This is a genomic window from Larsenimonas suaedae (genome assembly GCF_023712105.1).
GTDB lineage: Bacteria > Pseudomonadota > Gammaproteobacteria > Pseudomonadales > Halomonadaceae > Larsenimonas > Larsenimonas suaedae.
Genome location: NZ_JAMLJI010000001.1, coordinates 1072378 through 1083497, shown reverse-complemented (window position 1 = coordinate 1083497; position 11120 = coordinate 1072378). Strand labels below are relative to the sequence as shown.

Genomic DNA, 11120 nt, shown 5'->3' with positions numbered 1-11120 from the left:
ATCGATGCGTTTGATCCTGTTGGGCCCACCGGGGGCGGGTAAGGGAACGCAGGCACAGTTCATTTGCGAACATTTTGCCATTCCCCAGATTTCTACCGGGGATATGTTGCGGGCGGCCATTCGCGAAGGATCCGAGCTTGGTCAGAAGGTCAAGGCCACCATGGATGCCGGTCAGCTGGTGTCCGATGATCTGATCATCGAACTCGTCAAGGACCGCATCAGCAAGCCCGATTGCGCCAATGGCTTCTTGTTCGATGGCTTTCCGCGTACGATCGTTCAGGCCGACGCTCTTAAGGAAAGTGGTGTCACGCTTGATCACGTGCTCGAGATTGCAGTCAATGACGAAGAGATCGTGACACGCCTGTCCGGTCGTCGTGTGCATCCGGATTCCGGTCGGGTCTATCACATCGAGTACAATCCTTCGAAAGTGGCCGACACCGATGATGTTACCGGTGAGCCCCTGATCCAGCGCGACGACGATCACGAAGATACCGTTCGGTCTCGTCTGTCGGTCTATCACGAACAGACCGAGCCGCTGGTGGCGTACTATCAGAAACTGGTTCAGGAAGAGCCTGAAAAGGCGCCTGCGTACCACCGCGTGGAAGGCATCGGCAGCGTCGATGCCATCAAGGCCAAGGTGCTTGACGCGCTCTCCTGAGCGACGCGGCCATCATGTCCCTTGAAAAAGCCGGCAATGCCGGCTTTTTTGATGCGCAGCCTCTGATACTGTGCCTGATCTGCCTTCCTCCTGACTTCGCCCTCTGTTTTGGCAATAGTCCTTTTGGTGTAGGGTCCGGCTCTTTATAATGTCGATCGTTCATTTGCCATTTAATTGAAATCATCTATGTCTACATTGCTTGCGCTCGATGCGTCTTCTTCCGCCTGCTCGGTCGCGCTCTGGCATCGTGGCACCATTCTCGGCGAGCACGTCATAGCGCCTCGCGAGCACACGCAGCGTCTGATGCCGATGGTGGATCGCCTGATGAGCGAGGCAGGGCTGTCGCTGTCTCAACTCGATGCCCTGGCGTACGGGCGAGGGCCGGGCTCGTTTACCGGTATTCGCATCGCGGCCGGCACCGTACAGGGACTTGCCTATGGGCTTGATCGGCCGATCGTTCCGGTCTCGACCCTTGAAACCCTGGCGCTCGGGGCGGCAAGGCAGCACGGTGTTACCCACGTCGTTCCGGCGTTCGATGCGCGAATGAATGAACTTTATGTGGCTGCGTTTGAAGTAAACGTTAAGACGTATCAGCTACGCTGCTGCCTTGAAGAGCGCGTTTGTGCCCCGCAGGCCCTTGAGGCTGCCATGTTCGAGGGGACGCGATGGTTCGGCGCAGGCAGCGGTTGGACGCTCCGTGAGCGCCTTTCACTCGAGGTGGCACAGTGCGTGATCGATGATAACAACACCCTTGAGCCTGACGCCCGCGATATGGTCTGTCTGGCGCAAAAGGGGCTGGATGCAGGGAACGCAGTTGCGCCTCATGAGGCCACACCCATCTATCTGCGCGACCAGGTTGCATCGCGCCGTCACTGATTCACGTTAAGGAAGTCCAATGGAGTGGATGCACGTTGTTGCATTGGCCTTGATTCAAGGTCTGTCTGAGTTTCTACCGATTTCATCATCGGCCCACCTTATCCTGCCATCGCAACTGTTTGGCTGGCCCGACCAGGGGCTTGCCTTCGACGTCGCCGTGCACGTCGGTACGCTGCTGGCGGTCATCATGGCGTTTTGGACCGAGATCAAGCAGATTCTTGCCGGCTGGTTTGCCCATGTCTTCAAGCGCACGCCGTCTGAGGAAGCCCGAATGGGCTGGTGCGTGCTGCTTGGAACGCTGCCGGCGCTGTTTTTTGGCTACATGTTTGAAAGCGTGATCGAAAGCTATGCGCGCTCGGCGCTGGTCATCGCGGCCACGACTATCATTTTCGGTCTGTTGCTTTGGTGGGCCGACAAACGGGGTCGCCGAGAGCGCGACATGCCGACTCTGACCTTTCGCGATGCATTTTTGATCGGCGTCGCGCAGGCGCTGGCCCTGATTCCAGGTACGTCTCGGTCAGGAATTACCATCACGGCCGCACTGATGATGGGCTTTACTCGGCAGGCCGCGGCCAAGTTTTCGTTCCTGCTGTCGATTCCTCTGATCCTCGCCGCTGGCACCCTCAAGGGCATTGAGCTTGCTCAGACCGGCACCGACGCGTATCTGTTCGATATCCTGGGAGGCGTCGTGATCTCCTTTGTGTCGGCGCTGGTGTGCATCAAGCTGTTCCTGGCAGCACTGGATCGGATCGGCATGCTGCCGTTCGTGATCTACCGCCTGGTGCTGGGCGCGGTACTGCTGGTGGCGTTTCTGTAATGACCGCAGTGATCGACGATGGGAGCGAGGCCGCGCAAGGCCTCGCCTCACGCTATGGGCTTGCGCTGATTGACCGGGCGGGTGCAGTGGAAGAAGGCGTCGCCCTGTTCATACGTGATCAGGGCGTCGAACTCGGCGGGGACCCGGCTGAATTCGGTCATCCGCTCCGGGTCGATTTTACCGAAGGCAAGAACGCTCACCGCCGTCGTTTCGGCGGCGGGCGAGGGCAGTTGATCGCCAAGGCCTGCGGGCTTTCAAAAGGCGCGACGCCGGACATCGTCGATGCGACCGCAGGCCTTGGCCGCGATGCGTTCGTTCTGGCAGCGCTTGGGTGTCGGGTGCTCATGATCGAGCGGGTGGCCGCCATCGCGGCGCTGCTTGAGAACGGGCTCGAGCGCGCCCGCACCCATGAAGACACGGCCGAGGTCGCGGCCCGAATGATGTTTCGCCACGGTGACAGTGTCACGGCACTCCAATCGCTTGTCAGTGATGCCGCGTTTGCCCCCGAGGTCGTTCACCTCGACCCCATGTTTCCACATCGGGACAAGTCCGCGCTGGTCAAAAAGGACATGCGTCTTTTTCGAGCGCTTGCCGGAGACGACCCCGACGCCTCGACTCTGCTTACTGCAGCGCTGGATACGGCGCTCTATCGTGTGGTGGTCAAACGCCCCCGCAAGGCGCCAACGCTTGATGGCCCCAAGCCGTCGCATCAGGTTATCGGCAAGACCAGCCGCTATGACGTGTACGTGCACAAGAAACTGCCCTGATCGAGGCTAGACCGCTTTCGTTGCCAAAAGGTGAATCAGGCGCTGTCTAAGCGCAGGGTCGAACAGCCGTCGCCGCGCGTTGAGTGCGTCCTTGAGCTCTTCATGAATGTGAAGGACGCCGGCATCATCCTCCCAGCACCACCCCTCATCGGTAAGCGTTTGTAAGAGCCCCTGAAACAGGCGTTTATCGAAATATTCCGGCGCATTCACGCCCTGCAACAGCGTCAGCCGCTCGGCAAGCGCCTGGCTCTGACCTTCGAGGCTTTCCTGGGTGTAGCTGCCGGAAGGCGCTCTCAGGAGCAGGGAGACCAGTAAATACCCGCGCTCAAGCGTGGGCACGATGATCGAGCCGAGTGTCATCAGCTGCTCGTTTCGAATCAGTTTGCGGGTCGGGCGTGTCCAGTATTCTCCGTTATATTCGAGAAGACCCTGCCCCTTCAGGGCGTGAAGAAGAGTGTCGAACGCGTGGGCCCGGTCGGTCACGCCCGGCAGAAAGAACTCGTTATCAAGCGCCGGCCACATCGGCCCAACCAGGTGTTCCAGTTCCTCGAGGGTCAGCCGCGTGTGGTGTCTGAACGCGAAAGCGACCAACGCGAAGCGGGCAAAAAGATGCAGTACGTTGTTGCGATACCAGGTCAGAAGGGCGGTCTGGTTGTCCTGCACGACGATGATCGGCCCGAGTGCCTGAGGGACGCGCTTGACCATGCCCAGATGGATTGCGTGTTCGATCCACTGCGCGGGTGTGCCGTCTGCGGGCATCACATGGCGGGTTGCGGGGGCGATGCGCTGAAGCGCGTTGAGCGTTTCGATCTGCGCTTCGAGCAGTGACTCTTCCATGGCCTGATGTGAGGTGGACAAAAGCGCCAGCGCGACCAGATTGACGCCGTTGAGTGTGGCTGCTTCGTTGATGCGTTGAACCACGTCCTTGCCAAGCGCGCGCACGGCCGCGGGCTGCCAGTCCTGAGTGGGTTCGGTGCGCCAGTCAGGCTGCTGCGCGTCAAGCCAGTGATCGAGCGCCAGCGGCTCGCCGATGTTGACGTGCACCTGTCCGAACGGCTGGCGCAGGCGTTTGATCACCCGCACCAGGTCGAAGGGCGATTCGGCCTTTTTCCTGCCGGTAGTGAGCTCTTTTTGATAGGCGCCGGATTCGAGCACTTTCTCATAGCCGATGTAGACCGGAATGAAGGCCATCGGGCGCGTGTTTGGCTCACGCACGTAGGAGCGAAGCGTCATGGCCAGCATGCCAAGCTTCGGGGGCAGCATGCGCCCGGTGCGCGAACGGCCCCCTTCGATGAAGTACTCGACCGGATAGCCCCGGGTGATCAGTTGGTGCAAATACTCGTTGAAGACCGCGCCGTACAGCGCATTGCCCTTGAAGCTTCGGCGAATGAAAAAGGCCCCGCCTCGTCGCAGTACGGCACCGATGCCCGGCATGTCCAGGTTCTTGCCTGCCGCGATTTGCGGTGTGGTCAGGCCGTGGTGATAGATCACGTAGGACAGGAGCAGGTAATCGATATGGCTTCTATGGCACGGCACGTAAATGAGCTCATGAGTGCCGGCGAGTGCGCGGACGCGATCGAGACCTGTGACGTTGACGCCGTTATAGAGCCGGTTCCAGAGCTGGCCCAGCAGTTTGTACATCAACCAAAGCGCTCGGGGCGAGGTGTGCGAGGCGATTTCGCGCGCGTAGCGGCGGGCCCGTTTTGTTGCACGCTCAAGCGTGATGTCGTGCGCCTGATGCGTTTGACGGATCTGCTGTCGAACCTCGGGCGCCTGGATCACGGTGCGCACCAGTGTGCGTCGGTGCGAGAGATCCGGTCCAAGTACTTCCTGCCGACGCTGACGAAATTGACGGTTCAGAAAGCGTATCGAACGCCTTCGTGCGTGCGCCTGGCTGGGGGCTGACGAGGTGAGCAGGTCACTTGCCCGGTACGGCGTGCCGTAGCGTACATCGATGTGGCGCCCGTTGAACGCAAGCGACAGGAGTCGTCGAAACCGCCCGGACAGCGGCCAGCGATCGGCGGTCATGAGCCGCCATATACCGCGGGTTTCTCGTCCGGGGCGTCGGCCCCAGAAAAACGACACCGGCAGAAACACCACATCGGGTTGATCATCGGCTTGAAGTCGCTCCAGAAGCGCGTCGAACTTGGGCGAGGGGCGCTTCTGCGGCCCGCGCAGGGCGTGGCGTTTGAGCTGATTGAGCGCCACGTGCGCCGGAAGAGTCTCCCCGGGCTCGTTGGCCGTGTCTGTGAGGATGCCGGGTAGCGTTGTCTGGGCGCGCAAACTATCGAGCGCCAGCTGATCACTTAAGGCATCATGGTCAAGTACATATACCAGCCGGTCGTTCGCTGCTACGTTGAGCGCCGTGGTTTCCGGGGCAATGGAGCGAAAGCGCAGCCAGCGCTTCAACAGGGGCTGCAAACTGCTTTGCCAGAAAAAAGACACGTCAATGAAGCTCCTGAGCGCGGGACAATCGGCCAGTATAGCGGTTGGCGGTCGTCGGTGCTAAGTTCATGGCCGGGGTTTGAAAGGGAGTTCAACTATGCGCGCACAATGGCGCGAGGGTAACAGTTTCACGCTGCTGCCGGATTCGGATCAGTTTCTGCCGGCGCTGTTCAAGGAGATGGACAACGCTGAAACATCGCTGCTGCTCGAGCTTTACATGTTCGAGGACAGCGAACTTGGCGAGCGATTCATCAAGGCGATGGAAAATGCCTGCCAGCGTGGCGTAAAGGTCTGGCTGATGATCGATGCCTGCGGCTCCTGGAATCTGTCCCGCAAGAGTCGAAAGCGCTTGATCGACGCCGGCGTCGAGTTTCGCGAGTTCAATCCGCTGACGCTGCGTCACCTGGGCAAATTCATCTCACGGGATCACCGCAAGCTGATGATCGTCGATGGCAAGGTGGCCTTCACCGGTGGTTTTGGCGCTTCCGACTTCTTTTTGGACTCCTGGTTCGAGGTGGCGGTGCGCATCGAAGGGCCGTGCGTCAACGACTGGATCTCGCTTTATCGACGCGTCTGGCAGTCGCGACTGTCGCGAGGCCCCGGCCAGCCCAGCATTGATCGAAGTGTGCTGGGGGCCAGTGCTGAAAAGGCCGACGAGCCCGCCGGCGAGATGGATGGCCGGGCGATCTGGGGGCAGGGGTATCGTTTTCAGCAGATTCGAAAGTCGCTGCAGGATCAGATCGACAGGGCCAAGAACCAGGTCTGGATCTGTACACCGTATTTTGTGCCGACGCGAAGCCTTCGTCGCAAGATGATTGCTGCGGCCCGTCGTGGCGTGGATGTGCGCCTATTGTTGCCGGGCAAGGATCACGACCACCCGGGCGTCTATTATGCCGGCCAGCGCTACTACACGCGTCTTTTAAAGGCAGGCGTGCGCATCATGGAGTTCCAGCCGCGCTTTACGCACGCCAAGTTCAGTCTCTGTGATGACTGGTGCACCGTCGGGTCGTGTAACTTCGACCATTGGAGTCTGCAGTGGAACCTCGAGGCGAACCAGGAAATTCATCACCCCGAGTTTGCCAAGGAGCTGACTGAGCTGTTCGAGCGCAACTTTGCTCAGAGCGAGGAAGTGATCGCTGAACAGTGGTTCAAGCGCTCCTGGTGGCAGCGCGGGCGCGAGTACGTCTATGGCCACATCAATGGCATGATGACTCGCCTTCGCTGATCACGGGCATCAGCGCTTTCGGGCGCCCTTTTTCTTGCCGGTCTGACCACTCTTTGCGGAGGGCGCCGGCTTTTTGGTTTCCTTGGGCGTGCGATAAAGCAGGTACAGATCGAGGGCCAGTTCCGGCAGTTGCGCCATCAGTTTCTGCGCGTCTTTCGGAGTGGCGCCCATGGCGGCAAGGTCTGCGTCTTCATCGTCGAAAAGCCCGGACAGGGCCATGAAGGGAAGCAACAACTTGGCCGCTTCCTCTTCGAGATCACCGAACCAGGCGGTCTCATCCATGAATACGCTTTCCATGAATCCGCTGCACCAGTCCGCGACCGGGTGATTGCGGGTGTCGAGTTCAAACTCGTCATCGAACGGCAATTCGACGTACTCGCCCTGTTCGAACAGCTCGATGGCGTTGTCGCGAAGTGCCTGACACAGCGCCAGGATGGATGACTGTTCTTCATCGTTTTCAAACGGCGGCTCACCATTGAAAATGGTCGGCACCCAGACGGCAGCATCCATCCGGTTCAAGGCGATGGCCTGAGCCACCATGAACCCATGCGTGCCGTAGATGCTGAGAGTTTCCTCGTCGACGGTATCGGAGTCGAGAAAGGCGTCGAGCGTTTCAAGTTCCTCATCATCGATGAGCGGGTGCTGTTCGGGATGGTCGGTCATGCGGGCCAGAACCTTGTCGACTTAAAAGGTCATTTTATCATCGTTGACATGAACTGTGGATGAGCCCATGGCGGACGTTTCATGATCGAATATTTGAAGCTGCCTGATGCGTCTGAATTGAGCGGTGTGTCGGGCTCGGCGCTGGTTGTACTTCTGGATGAGTGCGTTACGGCCAGCTGGCACCAGGGCTGTCGCTATTACCCCGATGTGCCATGCCCGCCGCACTGGTTGGATCTCAAGGGCAAGAGCGCCGGCCAGGCGCATTTCAAGCGCGGGGGGCTGCGGTTCAATGCGACGCTGTTGCGCGAGAATCCATGGCGCTTTTTGCACGAGGTGGTGCCGCATGAAATGGCGCACTGGTTCGTGTTTCATGCGCTTGAGAGCGATGGACGGCGTCGGCCGCCCCATGGCGTGGATTGGCAGGCCATGATGCGCGATGTCTTCATGCGCACGCCCACGGTCACTCATTCCTTCGATGTGACGCGGGCAAGCCCCAGGCCGTATCGGTTTCGCTGTGCGTGCTCGACGCACGCGCTCTCACATCGACGCTACCTCAATACGCTCAAGGGAACGCGTTATCGATGTCGCATCTGTGGTCAACCCCTGAACTATCAAGGGGTGAGTGAGTCAGGTGCTGCCACCAAGGTCTAATACAGTCTCGGGACCATGTTCTGTCTATTCTTGTTGCACCAGCGTGCCTATTTGCACCGCGCACGTGATTTGTACTGCACACATAATACGTTAGGGAGTGGGTCCATGACTGAGCAAGCCAAACGCTATCCGGTGCCTGAAACCATCCGCGAGCGCGCTTGGGTCGATGAAGCGGCATACCGTACTCGCTACCAGACGTCCGTTGAATCCACCAATGCGTTCTGGCTCGAAGAGGCCAAACGGCTTGACTGGTTTTCCAAGCCGCAAACGGCGGGCAATGTCTCCTTTTCGCCCGATAGCGTCTCGATCAAGTGGTTCGAGGACGGCACGCTGAACGCCTGCTACAACTGCCTTGATCGGCACCTCGATACAAAAGGCGATCAGGTCGCGTTCCATTGGGAAGGCGACGACCAGGCCAAGACCGATTCGATCACATTCAAGGCGCTGCACGAGCGCGTCTGCCGGTTTGCCAATGGCTTGAAGGACCTTGGCGTCAAAAAAGGCGACACCGTCACGCTCTACATGCCAATGATCCCGGAAGCCGTTGTGGCCATGCTTGCCTGCGCGCGCATCGGGGCAATTCACTCGGTGGTATTCGGTGGGTTTTCACCGGACGCGCTGGCCAACCGCATCGTCGATTCAGGTTCCCGTGTGGTCATCACCTCCGATGAATCGGTTCGCGGTGGCAAGCAGATTCCGCTGAAGGAAAACGTCGACGAGGCGCTCGACCGCCCGGGCACGGAGGTGGTCGAGCACGTGGTCGTGGTCAAGCGTACCGGTGCTGATATCGAGACCACCGAGCGCGACCGCTGGTATGACGATGTGGTGGCGGATCAGAGCGCCGAGTGCCCGGCCGAGCCCATGAAGGCGGAAGACCCGCTGTTCATTCTTTATACCTCCGGCTCGACCGGCGCCCCGAAAGGGCTCTTGCATACCACGGGCGGCTATCTTCTGTACGCGTCGATGACGCATCACGATATCTTCGACGTGCACGATGACGACGTGTATTGGTGCGCCGCGGATGTCGGCTGGATTACCGGTCACTCCTATATCGTTTACGGCCCAATGGCCAACGGCACTACATCGGTGCTGTTCGAGGGCGTGCCGAGCTACCCCGATCACGGCCGCATCGGTGAGATCATCGACCGCTATGGCGTGACCATTCTGTATACGTCCCCCACCATGGTGCGCTCACTGATGGCGCAGGGCGATCACATCATGGATTCAAGCTCACGGCAGTCGCTGAGAGTACTGGGCTCGGTGGGCGAGCCGATCAACCCCGAGGCGTGGCAATGGTTCTATCGTGTGATCGGTAACAGCCAATGCCCGATCATGGATACCTGGTGGCAAACCGAAACCGGCGGGGTCATGATCACGCCGCTGCCCGGGGCGACCGAGCTCAAGCCAGGGTCGGCGACGCATCCGTTCTTCGGTATTCAGCCCGCACTCTATGACAATGAGGGCAATGAGCTCGAGGGAGCGACTGAAGGCAATCTCATCATCAAGGCCAGCTGGCCCGGTCAGGCGCGCACCATCTGGAACAACCACGAGCGGTTTGTGCAGACCTACTTCTCGACGTTCGATGACGTCTATTTCACAGGCGATGGCTGCCGACGCGATGAAGAAGGCTACTACTGGATCACCGGCCGAATCGATGACGTGTTGAATGTCTCCGGCCACCGCATGGGCACTGCCGAGATCGAGTCGTCGCTGGTGGCGCATGAGGCCGTGGCCGAAGCGGCCGTCGTTGGCTTCCCTCATGACGTCAAGGGTCAGGGCATTTATATCTATGTGACGTTGAATGAAGGCGTCACGCCGTCAGACGAGCTTCGAAGCGAGCTTGTGAAATGGGTGCGAAAGGACATCGGGCCGATTGCGACACCGGACGTTATTCAGTGGGCGCCGGGCCTTCCCAAGACGCGTTCTGGCAAGATCATGCGACGCATCCTGAGAAAGATTGCCGCCAATGAACTCGACGGCCTGGGTGATACCAGTACGCTGGCCGATCCAAGTGTGGTCGACGATCTGATCGATCACCGGGCAGGCTGAGGGTTAAGTCCTGTTTAAAAGGGCGCCTGCGGGCGCCTTTTCCATGTTTGATGTGCGCATAAAGTCGACCGATGTGTGGACACACCCTGTGCGTATGGGCAAAGATGTAGCCATAGGTAGTACGCATACAAGGGCAGAAACTGCCCGATAAGATAGATGACCTAAATAACGGTAGCGCGTGTGCCGCAGGTAACACCGGCAGCCAAGGTGAAGATGCACCAGGCGCCTGTACTTTTTTAGTGCACAGGGTTTTGAGGAGAACGGACGAAATGGCTTTAGCCCAGAAATTTATTGTTGCCGACGATCATCCGTTGTTTCGGGCGGCGTTGACCCAGGCGCTTCGCCAAGTCGCCTCCCAGGTCGACATTGTGGAAGCCGACACCATGGAAGCGACCGTCGATGCCGTCACGCGTCACCCTGACGTCGACTTGATCCTGCTTGATCTTCATATGCCGGGCGCGCATGGCTTTTCCGGATTGATCCAACTGCGCGGTCAGATGCCTGATATTCCGGTGGCGGTCGTTTCCGGCAGCGAGGAAGTCAGCGTGGTGCGCCGCTCGATCGATTATGGTGCTTCCGGTTTCATTCCCAAGTCCGCTTCCCTGGATGTTATTGCCGGCGCCATCAGTGAAATTATCGACGGCGAGATATGGCTTCCGCCTGAAATGGCTGCTGCACTTGGAGAATCCAATGAGGAAGAAACCAAGTTTGCCGAAGCCATTGCCTCATTAACACCTCAGCAGTTTCGCGTGCTCAACATGTTGACCGAAGGCATGCTCAACAAGCAGATCGCCTATGACCTGAACGTCTCTGAAGCGACCATCAAGGCGCATGTGACTGCAATTCTTCGAAAGCTCGGTGTGCATTCGCGCACTCAGGCGGTCATCGCGGCTCAAAAACTCGAAGTCGATCCGCCCAAGGTGGATTCCAACTGACGTTAAACGACGTGAGTGCTTCTTTCAAAAAGGC

Annotated in this window: 10 protein-coding genes; 8 read left to right on the top strand and 2 right to left on the bottom strand. The window is 59.1% G+C overall.

All coding sequences use genetic code 11. The features are described 5' to 3' along the window. Positions 1-4: 4 nt before the first annotated feature. The 4 genes from adk to NAT49_RS05070 all read left to right on the top strand — a co-directional run bounded on the left by adk (position 5) and on the right by NAT49_RS05070 (position 3118). Positions 5-658: an adenylate kinase gene (gene adk / locus NAT49_RS05085; protein ID WP_251591258.1), complete on the top strand. Its 654-nt coding sequence runs from the start codon at positions 5-7 to the stop codon at positions 656-658. Positions 659-844: 186 nt separating this feature from the next. Next, positions 845-1534, top strand: coding sequence for a tRNA (adenosine(37)-N6)-threonylcarbamoyltransferase complex dimerization subunit type 1 TsaB (gene tsaB / locus NAT49_RS05080; protein ID WP_251591257.1), 690 nt, complete (start codon positions 845-847; stop codon positions 1532-1534). A gap of 19 nt (positions 1535-1553) precedes the next feature. Continuing rightward, positions 1554-2351: an undecaprenyl-diphosphate phosphatase gene (locus NAT49_RS05075; protein ID WP_251591250.1), complete on the top strand. Its 798-nt coding sequence runs from the start codon at positions 1554-1556 to the stop codon at positions 2349-2351. Further along, a complete protein-coding gene (locus tag NAT49_RS05070) occupies positions 2351-3118 on the top strand; it encodes a class I SAM-dependent methyltransferase (RefSeq protein WP_251591247.1) in 768 nt (255 codons plus the stop codon). The genes NAT49_RS05075 and NAT49_RS05070 overlap by 1 nt, the downstream gene beginning before the upstream one ends. 6 nt (positions 3119-3124) lie before the next feature. Here the strand turns inward: NAT49_RS05070 and plsB are convergent, their stop codons facing one another. Beyond that, entirely contained in the window at positions 3125-5563 is a 2439-nt protein-coding gene (plsB, locus tag NAT49_RS05065; RefSeq protein WP_251591246.1) for a glycerol-3-phosphate 1-O-acyltransferase PlsB, read from the bottom strand. 97 nt (positions 5564-5660) lie between these two features. Between plsB and NAT49_RS05060 the strand changes: the two genes are divergently transcribed. Next, on the top strand, positions 5661-6788 hold the full coding sequence (locus tag NAT49_RS05060) for a phospholipase D-like domain-containing protein (protein ID WP_251591244.1): 1128 nt from the start codon (positions 5661-5663) through the stop codon (positions 6786-6788). Between the two features lie 9 nt (positions 6789-6797). Here the strand turns inward: NAT49_RS05060 and NAT49_RS05055 are convergent, their stop codons facing one another. Further along, the gene (locus NAT49_RS05055) at positions 6798-7451 is read right to left on the bottom strand and encodes a YecA/YgfB family protein (RefSeq protein WP_251591242.1); all 654 of its coding nucleotides are present in this window, start codon (positions 7449-7451) and stop codon (positions 6798-6800) included. Between the two features lie 81 nt (positions 7452-7532). Between NAT49_RS05055 and NAT49_RS05050 the strand changes: the two genes are divergently transcribed. The 3 genes from NAT49_RS05050 (at position 7533) to NAT49_RS05040 (ending at position 11086) form a co-directional block, all read left to right on the top strand. Further along, entirely contained in the window at positions 7533-8102 is a 570-nt protein-coding gene (locus NAT49_RS05050; RefSeq protein WP_251591240.1) for a SprT family zinc-dependent metalloprotease, read from the top strand. Between the two features lie 105 nt (positions 8103-8207). Next, positions 8208-10151 (top strand): acetate--CoA ligase, encoded by a 1944-nt coding sequence (acs, locus tag NAT49_RS05045; protein ID WP_251591238.1) that lies wholly within the window; start codon positions 8208-8210, stop codon positions 10149-10151. Positions 10152-10420: 269 nt separating this feature from the next. Further along, complete coding sequence (locus tag NAT49_RS05040) at positions 10421-11086, top strand: response regulator (protein WP_251591236.1); 666 nt, start codon at positions 10421-10423, stop codon at positions 11084-11086. Positions 11087-11120: the final 34 nt, after the last annotated feature.

What these genes read in the sequence shown, in the direction of transcription:
- NAT49_RS05055 (WP_251591242.1), bottom strand. Translation starts at nt 7,451, where the DNA reads ATGACCGACCATCCCGAACAGCACCCGCTCATCGATGATGAGGAACTT.
- adk (WP_251591258.1), top strand. Translation starts at nt 5, where the DNA reads ATGCGTTTGATCCTGTTGGGCCCACCGGGGGCGGGTAAGGGAACGCAG.
- NAT49_RS05050 (WP_251591240.1), top strand. Translation starts at nt 7,533, where the DNA reads ATGATCGAATATTTGAAGCTGCCTGATGCGTCTGAATTGAGCGGTGTG.
- NAT49_RS05070 (WP_251591247.1), top strand. Translation starts at nt 2,351, where the DNA reads ATGACCGCAGTGATCGACGATGGGAGCGAGGCCGCGCAAGGCCTCGCC.
- NAT49_RS05075 (WP_251591250.1), top strand. Translation starts at nt 1,554, where the DNA reads ATGGAGTGGATGCACGTTGTTGCATTGGCCTTGATTCAAGGTCTGTCT.
- acs (WP_251591238.1), top strand. Translation starts at nt 8,208, where the DNA reads ATGACTGAGCAAGCCAAACGCTATCCGGTGCCTGAAACCATCCGCGAG.
- tsaB (WP_251591257.1), top strand. Translation starts at nt 845, where the DNA reads ATGTCTACATTGCTTGCGCTCGATGCGTCTTCTTCCGCCTGCTCGGTC.
- NAT49_RS05040 (WP_251591236.1), top strand. Translation starts at nt 10,421, where the DNA reads ATGGCTTTAGCCCAGAAATTTATTGTTGCCGACGATCATCCGTTGTTT.
- NAT49_RS05060 (WP_251591244.1), top strand. Translation starts at nt 5,661, where the DNA reads ATGCGCGCACAATGGCGCGAGGGTAACAGTTTCACGCTGCTGCCGGAT.